Origin of the sequence: Paraburkholderia phytofirmans (genome assembly GCF_046028095.1) — a bacterium.
GTDB lineage: Bacteria > Pseudomonadota > Gammaproteobacteria > Burkholderiales > Burkholderiaceae > Paraburkholderia > Paraburkholderia phytofirmans_A.
On record NZ_JAQQDJ010000001.1, the window covers coordinates 212,660 to 231,752 of the forward strand.

The window sequence follows — 19,093 nt, forward strand, 5'->3', positions numbered from 1 at the left end:
CCGCACAGTCTGCCCCGAACCCGTGAAACCCTTGCCAGACAAGGCTTAGATCAAATGCGCCTGCAATGTGCAAGGGCCAGGACACGACTAAAGCTTCTACCGCGCCGCAACGAGAGGAATGTGCATAAGTCAAGTCTTGACTTTCGCAAGACCGCCGTCTGACGGCCTGCTAGCTGCAGATTTTCCCTTAGACCGAGAGCCCAGTTCGCTGCGGTGCAGCAAAAAATGGTAACGATTACGGCTTCATGCCGGTGCATGAGCGCCGCTGCGAATCGCCCGGCTATGACGATGCACCTCGTCAACCAGCTCGGCGACGTTCTCCGGCGGTGTGAACTGCGAAATGCCGTGGCCGAGATTGAACACGTGGCCCGGATGATTCCCGAAGCTGTCGAGCACCGCGCGCGCTTCCATGCGGATTGAAGCCGGCGGCGCGAACAGCACCGAGGGATCGATATTGCCCTGTAGCGCCACCTTCCCACCCACGCGCTCGCGCGCTTTACTCAGGTTCACCGTCCAGTCGAGACCGACCGCATCCACACCGGTTCCGGCGATTTCGTCGAGCCACAGGCCGCCACCCTTCGTGAAGGTAATCACCGGGACTTTTTCGCCGTCGTGGTCGCGCTTCAACTGACTCACCACCTGCTGGATGTACTGCAGCGAGAAACGTTGATACACGCCGTCAGCCAGCGCCCCGCCCCACGTGTCGAAAATCATCACGGCTTGTGCGCCGGCTTCGATCTGGGCGTTCAAATACGCCGCGACCGAGCGCGCGTTGACGTCGAGAATGCGGTGCATCAAATCCGGACGCGCGTAGAGCATCGACTTGACCGTACGGAAATCCGCCGATCCGCCGCCTTCGACCATGTAGCACGCGAGCGTCCACGGACTGCCAGAGAAGCCGATCAGCGGTACGCGTTGACGGCCTTGCGCGTCGGTCAGCGCGGTGCGAATTTCGCGCACGGCGTCGGTCACGTAGCGCAGCGTGGCGTCGATGTCCGGCACCGCGAGGCGCGCAACGTCGTCTTCCGTTCGAACCGGGCGCGCGAACTTGGGACCCTCGCCGGTCACGAACTCGAGGCCGAGACCCATGGCGTCGGGCACGGTGAGGATGTCGGAGAACAGGATCGCGGCGTCGAGCGGATAACGATCGAGCGGCTGCAACGTGACTTCTGTCGCGTACGCCGGGCTCTTCGCCAAACCGAGGAAACTGCCCGCGCGACCGCGCGTGGCGTTGTATTCCGGCAGGTAGCGGCCAGCTTGCCGCATCAGCCAGATCGGCGTGTAGTCGGTCGGCTGGCGCAGCAGTGCGCGCAGGAAAGTGTCGTTCAGGAGTTTATGGGCCACGTTGCGTACGACTGAGGGCAAAGGGGCATTTTACCGGAGCCGGCCCGCCGCATCGTGCTTGATCCGGCCAATAACTGTTGGACGCGTCGCTCGCGGCCGGTTTTGCATGGGCTGGCCGCGGCGTCATGACCTGGCTGAACGGCCAATGTTCAAGCGCGAATTGCCGGGCTATCATCCAGCGGACTTACCAAACAATTACATACAACCAAGGAGACTCGATGAACAAGGCAGCACTCGCACTGCTCGGCGCGCTGGCTGGCGCTTTGATGCACGCAGGCGTGGCCGGGGCACAGACCAGCGCCACCACGGCAACGCCCTCCCGGCTCGACGAAATTCTCGCGCGCGGCACGCTGCGCGCATGCACGACGGGCGACTACAAACCGTACTCGTTTTACAAGACGGACGGCCAGTTCGAAGGCATCGACATCGACATGACGGAGTCGCTCGCCAAGTCGCTCGGCGTGAAGACGGAGTACGTCAAGACATCGTGGTCGAATCTGATGAACGACTTTGTCGCCAAGTGCGACGTGGGCGTGGGCGGTGTGTCGCCGACCCTCGAGCGGCAAAAGCGCGCGTTTTTCACGGAGGCCTACATGGTCGACGGCAAGACGCCGATCGTTCGGTGCGACGACGTCAACAAATATCAGACCGTCGCGCAAATCGACCAGCCGGCGACACGCGTGATCGTCAATCCGGGCGGCACCAATGAGCGCTTCGCGAAACAGTACTTCCCGCACGCGAACCTGACCGTCTATCCGGATAACGTGACGATCTTCAAGCAGATCCTCGCCGGCAAGGCTGATGTAATGGTGACGGATGCGTCGGAAACCCTGTTGCAGCAAAAGCTGAATCCCGGCCTTTGCTCCGTTCATCCGGACAAGCCGTTCCAGTATGGTGAAAAGGCCTGGCTGCTACCGCGCGGCGACGTGGCGTTCCAGCAATACGTCGACCAGTGGTTGCACCTCGCGCGGGCAACAGGCGAATACCAAGCCATTTCAGACAAGTGGCTGAAGTAGCGTAGTGCGTTCCTTTCGCCGCCGCCTTTTCCCGGTTTTTCACGGTAAGACGGCGGCGGTCGGGAACCGCCAAATGACCACGTTCGCGCGCCAATCATGTAACGGTTCAAGGCGCTGTTATGTAAACCCCGAACAATAATGTCGGCGCAAAAGTCAGCGAACTTGGCCTTTGCACCCCAATTACGCATGCGAGCGGATGTTGCGACGCAATGCGGCCGCGTGATTAGGATTGCGGAAGCTCGTGACGGCGGGTGAGGACCTGTAACACGGGGATTCTTCGTTCAAAAGATGAACGTGCAACCATTTGATGCAGAATCGACTTAACGGATTACGCCGCACTATGCGTCCCGAATAGCATCAATCAGGCGTATGAAATTGCAGGTGAGTCATCGGTAAAAAATACGTTTTAATCGTTTCATTTTGGCAAAAAATCCTGCAGCGCCTTATCTGGCGGGCGTTACAACCTGAAACACTTTGTTACCGCGCTCGTAGATTAATTCGCCCACAATGCCCTCAACGGTTTCAACACGGATGTGGCTGGGTGCGTGGTGTGAGCGGATACGATGCACTTGCCGGTCGGCGCATGCCGAAGCCCTGTGAAGGGGCATCCCTGCTGGGGCCGTAGTCGACGCAGGGTCGTCGTCTCAGTCGGTTCCATCTTTGGTCTCCTCGCGCTAACCCCGTAGCGTGTGGTTTTTAGCGGGCTCCAGGCCCGCTTTTTTTTCGTCTGGCCAAACGTTTGCGCGGTGCGGTAGCGTGCTGTTTCGTGCATTTTCGCGGTACTTGAGCGAATTTACGGGGCAAACGTTTTGCCCCTTCTGCTTTATCTTTGTGCCTCATTGGCCGATCCGTGGCGCGGGATGTTTTGCCCGCGCGGACCTGCCATTGACGGTCACGCCGTCTTGTCTTCCCGCAGCTTCAATTCGCTGATCATCTGCTCGCGCATGATGAACTTCTGCACCTTGCCGGTCACCGTCATAGGCAGTTCGTCGACAAAGCGGATGTACTTCGGCACCTTGTAGTGCGCAATCTGCCCTTGGCAGAACTGCTGGATCTCTTCAGCTGTCGCCTGCTCGCCCGAACGCAATACGACCCACGCGCAGACCTCTTCGCCGTACTTCGTGTCCGGTACGCCGAACACCTGCACGCTCTGGATCTTCGGGTGGCGAAACAGGAACTCCTCGATCTCGCGCGGATAGATGTTCTCGCCGCCGCGAATCAGCATGTCCTTCAGCCGGCCGACGATGTTGCAGTAGCCTTCCGAATCGAGCGTCGCCAGATCGCCGGTGTGCATCCAGCCGTCGACAATGCTTTCGCGCGTCTTCGCCTCGTCGCCCCAATAGCCCTGCATCACCGAATAGCCGCGCGTGCATAGCTCGCCGGTTTCGCCCACCGGCACGATCGCGCCCAAGGGATCGACGATTTTCACTTCCAGATGCGGCTGGATGCGCCCGACCGTTGTCGTGCGCTTGTCGAGCGGATCGGTCGTCGAGCTCTGGAACGAGACCGGGCTGGTTTCCGTCATGCCGTAGGCGATGGTGATTTCGCTCAGATGCATTCTGGAAACGACTTTCTTCATGGTCTCGATAGGGCAAGGCGAGCCCGCCATGATGCCGGTGCGCAAGCGCGAGAAGTCGTAGGTGGCGAAGTTCGGATGATCGAGTTCGGCGATGAACATGGTCGGCACACCATGCAACGCGGTGCACTGCTCTTCCGCGACCGCGGCCAGCGTTGCGGCCGGGTCGAAGCCCTCGCCCGGAAACACCATATTGGCGCCGACCGACACGCATGCCAGCACCGCCAGCACCATGCCGAAACAGTGGTACAGCGGGACGGGGATGCATAAACCGTCCTGCTCGCTCAGCCGCATCGCCATCGCGATGTAACGCGCGTTATTCACCACGTTGCTGTGGGTCAGCGTCGCGCCCTTCGGATTGCCTGTCGTGCCGCTGGTGAACTGGATATTGATCGGCTCGTGACACGAGAGCGTGGCGCCGATGGCGTCGAGCTTGGCCACGTCGAGTGACTGGCGCCCCTGCTCGATTACGTCCGAAAAGGTGAGCATGCCGGGCGTTTCCGTGTCGCACATGCGAATCACGTAGCGCAATTCGGGCAACCTTGCGGCGTGCAGTTCACCGGGCGCCTGCGTGGCCAGTTCGGGCGCGAGCTCCTGCAGCATCTCCAGGTACATGGAGGTCTTGAAACGCTCGGCGGCGATGATTGCCTTGCAGCCGACTTTGTTAAGCGCGTACTCGAGCTCCGCGAGCCTGTATGCCGGATTGATATTGACCAGCACAGCGCCGATGCGCGCGGTCGCAAACTGGGTCAGCAACCATTCCACGCGATTTGGCGACCAGATGCCCACGCGGTCACCCTTCGCGATACCGAGTGTGAGTAGCCCCGCTGCCAAAATGTCGACTTCTTCAGCGAACTCTTTCCATGTCCACCGAATGCCTTGCTCGCGAAACACCACGGCCGGACGGTCCGGAAAGCTTGCTGCCGTATCGCGCAGAAACTGAGCGACCGTCGCTTCGCTCAGTGGAATGTCGGTCGACCCGCGGACATAGGACAGCCCGTCTTTGGGCTCGATGAGTGCACCTTCGCCTGACACATGCGTTGCCATGATGTTGTCTCCGTGAGCTCAGCGGAAGCTCGTCTATTGAAATGAATTTGAAAACGATTGTGCCACCGGCGTGTGTCGGTCCGGCATCAAGTCTTACCCGCAGCGCATTGCCGGGCTGCGCGAGGCGAGGCGCCGCACTGAATCAAAACACGATTTTGCTGACCTTTCCGTAAACGTCAAGTCGAGGTCAAAAAAAAGCAGCCGTGAAGGCTGCTTTCTCTCTGATACGTTTTGCCTAGTTCTGACCGCGCAGCTTGCGCAGGCGCTGAATCGCAGCGAGCTGAGCCGTCGCGTACGCCAGCTCCGCTTGCGCGGTCGCGTATTCGAGGTTCGAACCCGTGTTCTGCAGCGCTTCTTCCGCACGCTTGCGTGCATCTTCAGCCTTGGCTTCGTCGAGATCCTTGCCGCGAATAGCCGTGTCGGCGAGAACTGTCACAGCGCCCGGCTGGATTTCGAGGATGCCGCCCGCGACGAAGACAAACTCTTCTTCACCGTTTTCAGCTTCGATGCGCACCGCACCCGGACGAATCCGCGTGATGAGCGGCGTGTGGCCCGGCAGAATGCCGAGTTCACCTGCTTCGCCCGGCAGCGCGACGAACTTCGCCTGGCCCGAGAAGATCTGCTCTTCCGCGCTGACGACGTCTACTTTAATGGTTGCCATATCGACTCCTGGTGAGCGTAATTCGAGGGCACCGACATTGGCCGGTGCCCGCTTCTCTACACCCGACCTTTACTGGATCTTCTTGGCCTTTTCGAAGGCTTCGTCGATCGTGCCGACCATGTAGAACGCTTGTTCCGGCAGGTGGTCGCACTCGCCGTCGACGATCATCTTGAAGCCACGGATCGTTTCCTTCAGCGGCACGTACTTGCCCGGCGAGCCCGTGAACACTTCAGCGACGTGGAACGGCTGCGACAGGAAACGCTGGATCTTACGAGCGCGCGCCACGGCGAGCTTGTCTTCCGGCGCCAGTTCGTCCATGCCCAGAATTGCGATAATGTCGCGCAGTTCCTTGTAGCGCTGCAGCGTTTGCTGCACGCCGCGCGTGATCGAGTAGTGCTCTTCGCCGATCACGTTCGGGTCGATCTGACGCGAGGTCGAATCGAGCGGGTCGACTGCGGGGTAGATACCCAGCGAAGCGATGTCACGCGACAACACGACCGTTGCGTCCAGGTGGCCGAAAGTCGTAGCCGGCGACGGGTCGGTCAAGTCATCCGCAGGGACGTACACGGCCTGAACCGACGTGATCGAGCCGGTCTTGGTCGACGTAATACGTTCTTGCAGCTTACCCATTTCTTCAGCCAAAGTAGGCTGATAACCCACTGCCGACGGCATACGGCCGAGCAGTGCCGACACTTCCGTGCCTGCCAGCGTGAAACGGTAGATGTTGTCGACGAAGAACAGCACATCGAGACCTTCGTCACGGAAGTGCTCTGCCATCGTCAGACCGGTCAGCGCGACGCGCAGACGGTTGCCCGGCGGCTCGTTCATCTGGCCGTACACCAGCGCGACCTTGTCGAGAACGTTCGAGTCCTTCATTTCGTGATAGAAGTCGTTCCCTTCACGGGTACGCTCGCCAACACCGGCGAACACGGAGTAACCACCGTGTTCCTTAGCGATGTTGTTGATCAGTTCCATCATGTTCACGGTCTTGCCCACGCCGGCGCCACCGAACAGGCCAACTTTACCGCCCTTAGCGAACGGGCAGATCAGGTCGATAACCTTGATGCCGGTTTCGAGCAGTTCCGTCGACGGCGACAGTTCGTCGAACGCCGGAGCCTTCTGGTGAATACCGCGAACTACGTCCGAGTTGATCGGGCCGGCTTCGTCGATCGGGCGACCGAGCACGTCCATGATCCGGCCGAGGGTCGGCTTGCCGACCGGCACGCTGATCGGCTTGCCGGTGTTCTTCACCGTCGTACCGCGGCGCAGGCCGTCCGATGCACCCAGACAGATGGTACGGACGACGCCGTCGCCCAGCTGTTGCTGAACTTCGAGGGTCAGTTCCGAACCTTCGAGAATGAGCGCGTCGTAAATCTTCGGCATGTGGTCACGCGGGAATTCCACGTCGATCACCGCGCCGATGCACTGTACGATCTTGCCTTCTACCAAAGCAGTAGTACTCATCGCTTTTCCTTTAGATACTCAATTCTTCACTCGCGCAAAGGCGCAGTTTCGATGGGGTGCGCCGCGAGGGCGCACACGAAGCGGCGTGTCTGACCGTCAAGGTCAGACTGCCGCCGCGCCACCGACGATTTCCGACAGTTCTTTCGTGATCGCGGCCTGACGGCTCTTGTTGTAGACGAGCTGCAGTTCGTTGATGACCGTCTTCGCGTTGTCCGAAGCGGCCTTCATTGCGACCATTCGTGCCGACTGTTCCGATGCCATGTTTTCCGCGACGGCCTGATAAACCAGCGCTTCGACATAACGCACCAGCAGTTCGTCCACCACCGCCTGCGCATCCGGCTCGTAGATGTAGTCCCACTGCGTGCTCGGCGTCGCGCCGTCTTCTTCCTTGCGCTCGAACTGGTCTGCCGACAGCGGCAGCAGTTGCTCGATCACCGGCTCCTGCTTCATCGTATTGACGAAGCGCGTGTACGCCAGGTACACCGCCGAAACCTTGCCTTCCGAGTACAGGTCGAGCTGCACCTTCACCGCGCCGATCAGCTTTTCCAGATGCGGCGTATCGCCCAGATGCACGACATTCGACACCACCTTGGCGCGCAGACGATTCAGGAAACCCAGACCCTTGGTGCCGATCGCGGTTGCTTCGATCGTCTTGCCCTGGCCTTCCAGTTCCTTGAACTTCTGCAGCGACGCACGCAGCACGTTGGTGTTCATACCGCCGCACAGACCTTTATCGGTCGTGACGAGGATGATGCCGGCCGTCTTCGCGCCTTCGTTCGACACCATGAACGGGTGACGATACTCCGGGTTCGCACGGCTCATGTGTGCAGCGATATCGCGGACCTTGTCGGCATACGGGCGAGCAGCGCGCATGCGCTCCTGAGCGCGGCGCATCTTCGATGCGGCCACCATCTCCATCGCTTTCGTGATCTTGCGCGTGTTTTGCACGCTCTTGATCTTGCCGCGAATTTCCTTCATTCCAGCCATTGCTTGCTCCTTGATCGAAGCAGCGCGGGTTCAGTTGCCTGTGGGCCGCGCTGCTTCAAGGTCCGTTTATGCCTTGTAGGTCACTCGCGGATCAATAAGCGCCGGACTTCTTGAAGTCTTTGAGAGCCGTGTGCAGCAGGGCTTCGTCGTCCTTCGAGAGTTCCTTGGTGTCTTCGACGCGCTTGATCAGGTCTGCGTGCTTCGTCTTCAGGTAGTCGCGCAGGCCCTTTTCGAACGGCAGCACTTGTGCAACTTCCAGATCGTCGAGGTAGCCGTTGTTCGCTGCGAACAGCGCGACAGCCAGTTCCCACACTTGCAGCGGCTGATATTGCGGCTGCTTCAGCAGTTCCGTCACGCGGCGGCCGCGCTCCAGTTGCTTGCGGGTGGCTTCGTCGAGGTCCGAGGCGAACTGCGCGAACGCAGCCAGTTCACGGTACTGCGCGAGGTCGGTACGGATACCGCCCGACAGCTTCTTCACGACCTTCGTCTGAGCCGCACCACCAACGCGCGACACCGACACGCCGGCGTTAATTGCCGGGCGGATACCTGCGTTGAAGAGGTCGGTTTCCAGGAAGATCTGGCCGTCGGTAATCGAGATCACGTTCGTCGGAACGAATGCGGTCACGTCGCCGGCTTGCGTTTCAATGACCGGCAGTGCCGTCAGCGAACCGCTCTTGCCCTTCACTTCACCGTTGGTGAACTTCTCGACGTAGTCTTCCGACACGCGAGCCGCACGTTCCAGCAGACGCGAGTGCAGATAGAACACGTCGCCCGGGTAAGCTTCACGGCCCGGCGGACGGCGCAGCAGCAGCGAGATCTGACGGTATGCCCAAGCTTGCTTGGTCAAATCGTCATAAACGATCAGCGCGTCTTGACCGCGGTCGCGGAAGTATTCGCCCATCGTGCAGCCGGCGTACGGTGCCAGATACTGCATGGCAGCCGATTCCGAAGCCGAAGCGGCCACGACGATCGTGTATTCCAGCGCGCCGGTTTCTTCCAGCTTGCGCACCACGTTCATGATCGACGAAGCTTTCTGGCCGATCGCGACGTAGATACAGAAAAGGTTCTTGCCCTTCTGGTTGATGATCGCGTCGACTGCAACTGCGGTCTTGCCGCACTGGCGGTCGCCAATGATCAGCTCGCGCTGGCCACGGCCAACCGGCACCATCGCGTCGATCGACTTCAGGCCGGTTTGGACCGGCTCCGAAACCGACTTACGCCAGATCACGCCCGGAGCAATCTTTTCGATTGCGTCGGTCTTCTTCGCGTTGATCGGGCCCTTGCCGTCGATCGGGTTGCCGAGTGCATCGACCACGCGGCCGAGCAGTTCCGGACCCACCGGCACTTCCAGAATGCGGCCGGTCGTCTTGACCACGTCGCCTTCCGAAATGTGTTCGTACTCACCCAGAATCACGGCGCCGACCGAGTCGCGCTCGAGGTTCAGTGCGAGACCGAAGGTGTTGCCCGGGAATTCGAGCATTTCGCCCTGCATCACTTCCGACAGGCCGTGGATACGCACGATACCGTCGGTCACGGAGATCACGGTGCCCTGATTGCGAACGTCTGCGCTCGCTTCAAGGCCCTGGATCCGGCTCTTGATCAGCTCGCTGATCTCAGAGGGATTGAGTTGCATTATTCGCTCCTGATAGTCAATTCTGTTGCGTGCCAGCCGCTTCAGCGCTTGAGGCGCTTCAGGCCGTCAGAGCCGTTTGCATGCTGGCAAGCCGCGCGCGGACCGAGGTATCGAGCACTTCGTCGCCAACCGTGACGCGCACGCCGCCGATCAACGACGAGTCGATCTCGACCGTCGGCTTCAGCTTGCGTTTGAACTTGCGTTCGAGACTTGCGACGAGGTCGTTCAACTGCGCGCCTTCGAGCGGGAATGCGCTGACGATCAGCACATCGGCCGCCCCTTCGCGGGCGTTCTTCAACTCTTCGAACTGCACAGCAATTTCCGGCAGCAATTGCAGACGATGGTTGTCCACCAGCATTTGCACCAGATTCTTCGCTTGCGCGTTGTCCTTGAGCGGCGACTTGACCGCGGCCAGCAGCAGTTCGCTAACCTGGGCGCGGCTTACTTTCGGGCTCGAGGCGATCGACAGCACTTCGGGCAGACGCGCAACCTGTGCCAGCTCCTGCACGAGCGTGGACCAGGCGGCGATGTCACCAGCTTCGGCCACGCCAAACAGCGCTTCTGCGTACGGACGGGCGATGGTTGCAAGTTCGGCCATGATCAGAGCTCGGCTTTCAGTTGATTCAGCAGGTCAGCGTGAGCTGCCTGGTCGACTTCGCGCTTCAGGATCTGTTCAGCGCCCTTCACAGCGAGTGCGGCGACTTCGCCGCGCAGCGTTTCGCGCGCTTTCACGACTTGCTGCTCCGCGTCGGCCTTCGCTTGCGCGATGATGCGAGCGGCTTCAGCCTGTGCTTGAGCCTTGATTTCGTCAGCGACTGCCACAGCGCGCTTTTCTGCGTCAGCAATACGTTGCTGACCGTCGTTGCGTGCCTGAGCGAGTTCCTGGTCGACGCGCTTGTGAGCGGCTTCGAGTTCTGCCTTGCCCTTTTCAGCAGCCGACAAACCGTCAGCAATCTTCTTCGAGCGCTCGTCGAGGGCGTTGATCAACGGCGGCCACACGAACTTCATCGTGAACCACGCGAGGATCAGGAACACGACCATTTGCGCAAACAGGGTTGCGTTGAGATTCACGGTGTTTCCTTAAACGTTGCTAGTTCGGAAAGTGAAACGGCAAGGCGCTCATCGATTCTGTATTCGATCAGCGCCCAAGTGCCCGTTCCGCCCTGCGCCTTTACCAGTTATAGCTCAGGCGCAAACTTCCGAGGAACCTCAGCCTGCCAGCTTCGACAGCAGCGGGTTCGCGAACGCAAACAGCATTGCCACACCAACGCCAATCAGGAACGCCGCATCGATCAGACCAGCCAGCAGGAACATCTTGGTTTGCAGCGGGTTCATCAGTTCAGGCTGACGTGCACATGCTTCGATGTACTTGCCGCCCATCAGGCCGATACCGATACAGGCGCCGATTGCACCCAGGCCGATGATGATGCCGATACCGATGGCGGTCAGACCCTGGATGTTGGCGATGAAAGCTTGCATGATCACTCCTTTGTGAAAAGTCTTTTAGAACTGGTTGGAACTGGGATTTAAATGAAACAAAACTAAAACGTCGTTCGACAAGCCGCGATTAGTGGCTGTCGTGTGCCTGACCGATGTACACCAGCGTCAGCATCATGAAAATGAATGCTTGCAGCAGAACGATCAGGATGTGGAAGATCGCCCAAACCGTGCCAGCGATGACGTGGCCGATGAAGCCGAGCACTGACGCGTCCGCGCCGAAACCCCACATGCTGCCGAGCAGGGCAATCAGCAGGAACAACAGCTCGCCCGCGTACATGTTGCCGAACAGCCGCATGCCGAGCGAGACCGTCTTTGCGACGAACTCGATGATGTTCAATGCAAGGTTCGGGATCCACAGGAGCGGATGCGCGCCGAACGGAGCGGACAGCAGTTCGTGCACGAAGCCGCCGGCGCCCTTGATCTTGAAGTTGTAGTAAATCATCAGCGCGAACACGCCGAGTGCGATGCCGAGCGTGCCGTTCAGGTCGGCGGTCGGCACGATACGGTGATGGGGAATGACTTCCGACAGACCCAGCCAGCCGATCACACGGCCCGGCAGATCGACGGGGATGAAGTCGAGCGAGTTCATGAGCGCGACCCAGACGAACACGGTCAGGGCCAGCGGTGCGATGAAGGTGCGCGTGCCGTGGATCATCGACTTCGATTGATCCTCGACCATTTCAACCAGCATTTCGATCGCGCATTGGAAACGGCCCGGCACGCCGGACGTTGCCTTGCGGGCAGCGAGATGCAGAATGAGAATCGTGGCCAGACCACAAACGATCGACCAGAAAAGGGTGTCCAGATTCCAGACGTGAATGTCGAAAATCGACGTCTGGTGCGCGGTGGAAAAGTTCTGCAAGTGGTGCGCGATGTACTCGGACGGATCCAGAGCGCGCGTGCCTTCGCTAGCTGCCATATCGTTAATGCCACCCAAATTGTCGAAAATCGTCTTAGGCCGCTCCCGCAGCAATTCTGTATTGCGGGAACGCGCCGGGTGCGGACCATGTCATATCCGCACTCCTGTTGCCGGCGCTGCGCGCCAGCCTGAATTTTTGCTGCTACTTTCGTTGCTGCTACCTCAGCGCCAGGCTAAGGCGATCCAGTAAGTCTTGAGCGCGATGAGGTAAGTCACGAGCAGCGGAACCCAGCGTACGTCGTGATACCAGAAGGCGATGGCTACAAACATCGCGATCGTTGTCCCCATCTTGAGCGCTTCGCCGATCATCCAGCTCATTGCTGTTTCGGCGCCGCTCAGCGTTCTCAGTCGTGCCGCGAACAACGCGCTCGGCACCCAGCAGATCGCTCCTCCCAGGAACGCGGACAGCGCAGCAGCGCCCGGCGGCTTGTAGAACAGCCACCACACCAGCGTAGCACCCAGGGACAAAACCATTTGCGCTGCCACGACCTTGAAAGGCGTGACGCGCGATGGACGGCTCACAGTGGGACCAAATAGCTTTTCAGCTTCGGCCCGCGTGAGCGGAACGATATTGTTATCTTGCTGCTCGACATCCCACGCTTCGTCAGGTGTCGCTTGCTGACCGGTGGACGCAACGGAAGCTTTGCGTTCAGCGCGGTGTTCGTCGTGCCCATTCTTCGGCGCTTGATTCGACGTTTTGACCGCCATCGCAGTGTTCCGAAAGTCTTGTTCCAGCCCGCGAGCTTACGCTGTGCTTACGGGGTTCCCGTGCAATTAAATCCGGGCGATTGTAAGCGATAGTTGCAGGCAATTCAAGACTTTAGGCCGTTCAATAACCAGCGTGAAAAGGCTCCTCACCATGCGGGAACGGCAGGTTCGCCGGGCGAAACACGTCAAATGTAAGGCTGTCGGGCGGTGCCAAAACATGCGGTGTGAAACGGGAGAATTTGCCCCCGTTGATGGGTCGTTTAAACGCCGTAGCAGACGTCTCGAAAATGCAACAAACGCCGATTTTTGCCTAAGCAGGTGGACATGACGGGCGCTGCCGGGTAAGCGCGAAGTGGTGTGCTCTGATTCGTGGACCGGCGCGGCGTGTGACGATCCACAAGGAAAGCCTTCGAGAAGTATCCCCTCGCTTGCGCTACATGAATGTGCTGGCGACGTGGCGGCCAACTCTCAGCCTTGGTGTCGGACGCGCCCTCCTCCGTGAAAGTTATCGCTGTCGAGATTGCGGCGTAACCGCTTCGCGGCTCCTGGCATCAGTCAGGCTCAAATGCGCCCGTACTGCGACGGCGGCATGGCAGTTACTCGTGCCGACGGCCGCAATCCCGACAGCCGGCAAAACCCCATGAGACGACTCGATATATGAGTAATCCTGATTATCCTGCGCCGCTTTTAATTAGGAATCCGTCGAACGCTGAGATGGACCACTGGTCAGCCGCAAAGTCCGATCACTGTTATGCGCTTTCGCAAATCCGCCGCGTCAAGATGTCCACGGCGAATCCAACAGCTTGCGATCGGCAGTCGGCCTTATCGCAAGCTGTCAGATGCCGTTTCCAGTCAGCTCGTCAATCAGGCGGTGGCGTTACCACGCAACCGGACCAGAATGCCTTCCAACGCATCCAGATCACCGAAGTCCACCAGCACCTGGCCGCGGCCGCGTCGGCCGAGCTTGATCTTGACCGTCGCCGCCAGCAAGTCCGACAGCTCTTCTTCGAGCCGCCGAGTATCGCGGCCACCGTCGCCATTCGCACGCGCCTTCACCGCCGGCGCGGCTTTTGTAGTCGCCGTCACGAGCTTTTCGGTTTCGCGCACCGACATGCGCTTGTTGACCACCTGATTGGCCAACGTGATTTGCGTCGCGGCATCGACGGCCAGCAGTGCGCGAGCGTGCCCCATGTCGAGATCGCCGGCCAGCAACATTGTCTGTACGGGCGACGCCAGGTTGAGCAGACGCAACAGATTCGATACCGCGCTACGCGAGCGGCCGACCGACTCCGCCGCCTGCTCATGGGTGAAATTGAACTCGTCGAGCAAGCGCTGGATGCCCTGCGCTTCTTCCAGCGGATTCAAATCCTCACGCTGAATGTTCTCGATCAGCGCCATCGCGGCAGCAGCCTGGTCCGGCACGTTTTTTACCAGCACCGGCACTTCGTCGAGGCCCGCGAGACGCGCCGCGCGAAACCGCCGCTCGCCGGCGATGATTTCGTACCTGTCCGCCGCGATGGGACGCACGAGAATCGGCTGCATCACGCCTTGCGCGCGGATGCTGGCCGCCAGTTCTTGCAATGCGCCCTCGTCCATGCGCGTACGTGGCTGATATTTGCCCGCTTGCATCTTGCTAAGCGGCAGCACGTTCGGCGCACCTTCGATCGTTACTGCCTCGGTAATGTCTGCTGTACCGCCCAGCAATGCTTCCAGGCCGCGGCCCAACCCTTTCTTTCTCGCTACTGCGTTCATCGTGCTTCCTCGATCCGCTTAGGATGCCTGGGGCGCGTCATTCAATGCGCGCACCCGCTCAATCATTTCCGCGCCGAACTGCACATACGCCTGCGCACCGCGCGATGCCCTGTCGAACACCACGCCCGGCAAACCATAGCTGGGCGCTTCGGCGAGACGCACGTTACGCGGGATCACCACGTCGAACACCTTGTCGCCGAAATGTTCTTTCAGCTGATCCGAGACTTGCTGTTGCAACGTGATGCGCGGATCGAACATCACGCGCAACAGACCGATCACCTTCAGGTCGCGGTTAAGGTTCGCGTGCACCTGTTTGATGGTGTTGACCAGATCGGACAAGCCTTCAAGTGCGAAGTACTCGCACTGCATCGGGATCACGACGCCGTGCGCTGCGCACAGACCATTGAGCGTCAGCAGCGACAAAGCCGGCGGGCAGTCGATCAGCACGAATTCGTATTCGTTTTCGACTGCCGCGAGCGCAATCTTCAATTGACGCTCACGGTTCTGCACGCTGACTAATTCGACCTCGGCGCCGGCGAGTTCGCGGTTCGCGGGCAGCACGTCGTAATCGACAGCCTCCGGCCGCACCCGCGCATCGGCCACCGCGACGCCGTCTACCAGCACTTCGTAGACGGTGTTCGCGCATGCAGCCTTATCGATGCCGCTGCCCATCGTGGCGTTGCCCTGCGGGTCCAGATCGATGAGAAGGACTCGCTGTCCCTGCGCTGCCAAGCTCGCGGCCAGATTGACTGTGGTCGTCGTTTTGCCGACGCCGCCCTTCTGGTTCGCAACGCAGAAGATTTTTGCCATCGTTGGTGTGTCCCTTTTGCAGCTTGGATGAAGTAAAAATCGCGGGTGATGCCGGATGCGGCTGTGGGGCTATGGGGCTAGCACGTGTCAGCCCCTAGGCCGCTAGCTGCCGGCATCGACCAAAACTTTGATCAGATGTCGCTCGGCATCGAGCGACGGCACGTTCAGCCGAATAATCTGTTCCACGTGGGCGCCCACCGGCAAGCGCTCGATCTCGCCGTCCGGGCGCACGCCCTTCATGGCCCAGATCGCACCCTGCTCCGCAACCAGATGACGGGCCAGTGTAACGAAATCCGCGAGCTCTGCGAATGCGCGCGAGACAATTACGTCGAACTTTGCCGGTACTTCGGCGCCTGGCCGCAAAGTCTCGACCCGGCCGGTTACCACGGAGAGATTCGCGAGGCCGAGTTCGGCCTTGGCCTGCGCCTGAAAAGCCGTCTTTTTATGAACGATGTCGTTCACGGTGACGATCCATTCCGGCAGAACGATCGCCAGCACGATGCCCGGCAGGCCGCCGCCCGAGCCAACATCGAGCACTGAAGACGGGCCCAGCGGCGCGAGGTGCGGCACGATCGAAAGCGAATCCAGGATGTGCTGAATCAGCATCTGGCGCGGGTCGCGGATCGCCGTGAGGTTGTAGACGGCATTCCACTTCGACAGCAGCGCGACATAGTCGAGCAGTTTGTCCAGCTGCGCGTTGCTCAAATCAAGGCCGAGTTCGCGTACACCATCGGCCAGTAGCGGCGCCAATGCGTCCCTGCCGCCTCCTTTCTGACTCACCGTCATTGCGTCACCGGTGTGCTGTCAGTGCCGGGCTCGGCGGGTTTCGTCGGACGACGGCCCAAACCGCGCTTCAGATGGACCATCAGCAACGAGATCGCCGCAGGCGTAATGCCAGAGATCCGCGACGCCTGGCCGATGGTTTCTGGGCGGAATTGCGTCAGTTTCTGACGGGCTTCGAATGAGAGCCCCCGCACTTCTGCATAGTCCAACCCTTCAGGCAAACGCGTGCTTTCGTGCGCCTCATTTCGCTCGATTTCCCCGGCCTGGCGATCGATATAGCCCTGATATTTGATGCCGATTTCGATCTGTTCCTTGATCTGGGCCAGCAGCACGTCGTCTTCGGCCAAGGTCTCGGGTGCGGCGCAGGCGCCGGCGCGCAATCCGCAAACCCCGTCGTAGGACACACCCGGGCGACGCAGCAAGTCCGCCAGGCTGTACTCGTGGTCGATCGGCTTGCCGAGCAACGCCGTCGCTTCGTCAGCCGGTAACGTCTTAGGATTGACCCAAGTCGTGCGAAGACGCTCTGTTTCACGTGAAACAGCGTCGCGCTTGCGGCTGAAAGCGTCCCAGCGTATGTCGTCAACGACGCCCAACTCACGGCCAATCTCCGTGAGGCGCATATCCGCGTTGTCTTCACGCAAGCTCAAGCGATATTCCGCGCGGCTTGTGAACATGCGATACGGCTCCGACACGCCGCGCGTGACCAAATCGTCGACGAGCACACCGAGATAAGCCTGATCGCGCCGCGGGCACCACGCTTCCTTGCCTTGCACAAACAGACCCGCATTGATGCCCGCCAGCAGACCCTGCGCCGCAGCCTCTTCATAGCCAGTTGTACCGTTGATTTGCCCGGCGAAGAACAGTCCGTTGATCACCTTGGTTTCCAGCGACGCCTTCAGCCCGCGCGGGTCGAAGTAGTCATACTCGATCGCATAGCCGGGCCGCAGGATGTGGGCGTGCTCCAAGCCGCGCATCGAACGCACCAGTTCCAGCTGCACATCGAACGGCAAGCTGGTGGAAATCCCGTTGGGATAGAACTCATTGGTCGTCAGCCCCTCAGGTTCGAGGAAGATCTGATGCGATTCCTTCGACGCGAATCGGTGAATCTTGTCCTCGATCGACGGACAATAACGCGGCCCCACCCCTTCGATCACGCCTGTGTACATCGGCGAACGGTCGAGACCGCCGCGGATGATGTCGTGCGTGCGCTCGTTCGTATGCGTCACCCAGCACGGCACTTGCCGCGGATGCTGCTCAACGCGCCCAAGAAACGAGAAGACCGGCACCGGATCCAGATCGCCCGGCTGCTCCTCGAGTTGCGAAAAATCGATCGTGCGACCGTCGATCCGCGGCGGCGTCCCCGTCTTGAGGCGACCTTGTGGCAGTTTCAATTCCTTCAGCCGCGAGGACAGCGACACTGCAGCTGGATCGCCCGCGCGGCCGCCGGTGTAGTTGTTCAAACCCACGTGAATCTTGCCGTCAAGGAAAGTCCCGGCCGTCAGAACCACCGCGCGCGCGCGAAACCGGATTCCCACCTGCGTCACAGCGCCGACGACGCGGTCGCCTTCCACCATCAGATCGTCGACCGCTTGCTGGAACAGCCACAGATTCGGCTGATTTTCCAGCCGATGCCGGATCGCCTGCTTATACAGCAGCCGGTCAGCCTGAGCACGCGTCGCGCGAACGGCCGGCCCCTTCGACGAATTCAGGATACGGAACTGGATGCCGCCCTCGTCCGTTGCGGCCGCCATTGCACCGCCGAGCGCGTCGACTTCCTTCACCAGATGGCCTTTGCCAATGCCGCCAATAGACGGATTGCAGCTCATCTGGCCGAGGGTTTCGATGTTGTGCGTCAGCAGGAGCGTCGTGTTACCCATGCGCGCCGAAGCCAAAGCGGCTTCGGTGCCGGCATGACCGCCGCCGACGACGATTACGTCAAATTCTGTGGGAAAGAGCATCGCGGATCTCACGCCAGATCGTCGCGTGAGCCTTCAAAGGAAAAGTATGGGCGAATTATAACGGGTTCGGTTTAGGCCCGAATTTCGGCCGATTGGCCAACCCATAAAAAAGCGGTGTGTTTCACGTGAAACACACCGCTTTGAAGAACGGGAACCAGCGACAAACCCAAGCGCTAGGCCACCTTTTTCGCCAGTCCTAGATAGGTTTCGATCACGCGTGGATTTTGCGCCAGGTCGGCCGCCGGCCCTTCCAGCGCAAGTTCACCTGTTTCGAGCACGTAGCCGTAGTCTGAGATCTGCAGTGCGGCGCGCGCATTCTGCTCGATCAGCAACGTGGCAACCCCGGTCTGCCGAAGAGCGCTAATGATGTGGAAAATTTCTTTCACGATCAACGGCGCCAGACCGAGACTCGGCTCGTCCAGCATCAGCAGATCCGGCTTGCCCATCAGCGCCCGGCCTACTGCGAGCATCTGCCGTTCGCCACCGGACAAGGTTCCAGCAGCCTGCTTGCGTCGTTCTTTCAGCCGCGGAAACAGCGTAAAGACCGGTTCGAGCTGGTCGAGGAAGTTGCGCTCCCCTGCCCGCTTGCGCCGATAGGCACCAAGAACCAGGTTATCTTCAACCGTCATCGACGCGAACAGTTCGCGCTTCTCCGGCACCAGACACATACCGCGCGCGACACGCTTTTCGACCGGCACGGCGCTGACGTCTTCACCTTGATACAGGACGGCGCCCTTCGCGTGGCCCGTGGTCGGCAACGCGCCCATGATCGCGTTCAGCAGCGTGGACTTGCCCGCACCGTTCGGGCCGATTACCGAGACGATCTGGCCGGGCCGCACCTTGATCGCCGCGCCGTGCAGCGCCTCCACCTTGCCATAGCGGACCGACAAACCGTCCACGTCGAGAATCGGGCTAGCAGCATTCATCGTGTTCTC

At 60.2% G+C, this 19,093-nt stretch carries 17 protein-coding genes; 1 reads left to right on the forward strand and 16 read right to left on the reverse strand.

Translation table 11 applies throughout. The features are described from left to right. Nucleotides 1-243: 243 nt before the first annotated feature. A complete protein-coding gene (gene hemE, locus PQR54_RS00980; RefSeq protein WP_408243704.1) occupies nucleotides 244-1,344 on the reverse strand; it encodes a uroporphyrinogen decarboxylase in 1,101 nt (366 codons plus the stop codon). Between the two features lie 218 nt (nucleotides 1,345-1,562). Here hemE and PQR54_RS00985 point away from each other — a divergent pair, with 218 nt between their 5' ends. After that, nucleotides 1,563-2,360: a transporter substrate-binding domain-containing protein gene (locus PQR54_RS00985; protein WP_408243705.1), complete on the forward strand. Its 798-nt coding sequence runs from the start codon at nucleotides 1,563-1,565 to the stop codon at nucleotides 2,358-2,360. A gap of 892 nt (nucleotides 2,361-3,252) precedes the next feature. On the opposite strand, the gene PQR54_RS00990 is transcribed toward PQR54_RS00985, so the two are convergent. The 15 genes from PQR54_RS00990 to PQR54_RS01060 all read right to left on the reverse strand — a co-directional run bounded on the left by PQR54_RS00990 (nucleotide 3,253) and on the right by PQR54_RS01060 (nucleotide 19,084). Beyond that, the gene (locus PQR54_RS00990; RefSeq protein WP_408243706.1) at nucleotides 3,253-4,983 is read right to left on the reverse strand and encodes an AMP-binding protein; all 1,731 of its coding nucleotides are present in this window, start codon (nucleotides 4,981-4,983) and stop codon (nucleotides 3,253-3,255) included. A gap of 235 nt (nucleotides 4,984-5,218) precedes the next feature. Next, nucleotides 5,219-5,644, reverse strand: coding sequence for a F0F1 ATP synthase subunit epsilon (locus tag PQR54_RS00995; protein WP_012434800.1), 426 nt, complete (start codon nucleotides 5,642-5,644; stop codon nucleotides 5,219-5,221). 69 nt (nucleotides 5,645-5,713) lie between these two features. Beyond that, nucleotides 5,714-7,108 carry a F0F1 ATP synthase subunit beta gene (atpD, locus tag PQR54_RS01000; protein ID WP_408243707.1) on the reverse strand — a complete coding sequence of 465 codons (1,395 nt, stop codon included), beginning with the start codon at nucleotides 7,106-7,108 and terminating at the stop codon, nucleotides 5,714-5,716. A 102-nt stretch (nucleotides 7,109-7,210) separates the two neighbouring features. Next, on the reverse strand, nucleotides 7,211-8,095 hold the full coding sequence (atpG, locus tag PQR54_RS01005) for a F0F1 ATP synthase subunit gamma (protein WP_073427838.1): 885 nt from the start codon (nucleotides 8,093-8,095) through the stop codon (nucleotides 7,211-7,213). Nucleotides 8,096-8,186: 91 nt separating this feature from the next. Next, a complete protein-coding gene (gene atpA, locus PQR54_RS01010) occupies nucleotides 8,187-9,728 on the reverse strand; it encodes a F0F1 ATP synthase subunit alpha (RefSeq protein WP_012434803.1) in 1,542 nt (513 codons plus the stop codon). Between the two features lie 58 nt (nucleotides 9,729-9,786). Next, nucleotides 9,787-10,326 carry a F0F1 ATP synthase subunit delta gene (locus PQR54_RS01015; protein WP_006050846.1) on the reverse strand — a complete coding sequence of 180 codons (540 nt, stop codon included), beginning with the start codon at nucleotides 10,324-10,326 and terminating at the stop codon, nucleotides 9,787-9,789. 2 nt (nucleotides 10,327-10,328) lie between these two features. After that, nucleotides 10,329-10,799, reverse strand: coding sequence for a F0F1 ATP synthase subunit B (locus PQR54_RS01020; protein ID WP_006050845.1), 471 nt, complete (start codon nucleotides 10,797-10,799; stop codon nucleotides 10,329-10,331). A gap of 138 nt (nucleotides 10,800-10,937) precedes the next feature. After that, nucleotides 10,938-11,207: a F0F1 ATP synthase subunit C gene (atpE, locus tag PQR54_RS01025; protein WP_007180033.1), complete on the reverse strand. Its 270-nt coding sequence runs from the start codon at nucleotides 11,205-11,207 to the stop codon at nucleotides 10,938-10,940. An 88-nt stretch (nucleotides 11,208-11,295) separates the two neighbouring features. Continuing rightward, nucleotides 11,296-12,147 (reverse strand): F0F1 ATP synthase subunit A, encoded by an 852-nt coding sequence (gene atpB / locus PQR54_RS01030; RefSeq protein WP_106284871.1) that lies wholly within the window; start codon nucleotides 12,145-12,147, stop codon nucleotides 11,296-11,298. 162 nt (nucleotides 12,148-12,309) lie between these two features. Then, nucleotides 12,310-12,855, reverse strand: coding sequence for an ATP synthase subunit I (locus tag PQR54_RS01035; protein ID WP_134138738.1), 546 nt, complete (start codon nucleotides 12,853-12,855; stop codon nucleotides 12,310-12,312). A gap of 864 nt (nucleotides 12,856-13,719) precedes the next feature. Next, on the reverse strand, nucleotides 13,720-14,607 hold the full coding sequence (locus PQR54_RS01040; protein ID WP_408243708.1) for a ParB/RepB/Spo0J family partition protein: 888 nt from the start codon (nucleotides 14,605-14,607) through the stop codon (nucleotides 13,720-13,722). A gap of 18 nt (nucleotides 14,608-14,625) precedes the next feature. Continuing rightward, a complete protein-coding gene (locus PQR54_RS01045; RefSeq protein ID WP_012434808.1) occupies nucleotides 14,626-15,417 on the reverse strand; it encodes a ParA family protein in 792 nt (263 codons plus the stop codon). 102 nt (nucleotides 15,418-15,519) lie between these two features. Then, nucleotides 15,520-16,203 (reverse strand): 16S rRNA (guanine(527)-N(7))-methyltransferase RsmG, encoded by a 684-nt coding sequence (gene rsmG, locus PQR54_RS01050; protein ID WP_408243709.1) that lies wholly within the window; start codon nucleotides 16,201-16,203, stop codon nucleotides 15,520-15,522. After that, nucleotides 16,200-18,158: a tRNA uridine-5-carboxymethylaminomethyl(34) synthesis enzyme MnmG gene (gene mnmG, locus PQR54_RS01055; RefSeq protein ID WP_408243710.1), complete on the reverse strand. Its 1,959-nt coding sequence runs from the start codon at nucleotides 18,156-18,158 to the stop codon at nucleotides 16,200-16,202. Before mnmG ends, rsmG begins: the two co-directional genes overlap by 4 nt. Before the next feature lie 173 nt (nucleotides 18,159-18,331). Further along, the gene (locus PQR54_RS01060; RefSeq protein WP_408243711.1) at nucleotides 18,332-19,084 is read right to left on the reverse strand and encodes an ABC transporter ATP-binding protein; all 753 of its coding nucleotides are present in this window, start codon (nucleotides 19,082-19,084) and stop codon (nucleotides 18,332-18,334) included. Between the last annotated feature and the right edge of the window lie 9 nt (nucleotides 19,085-19,093).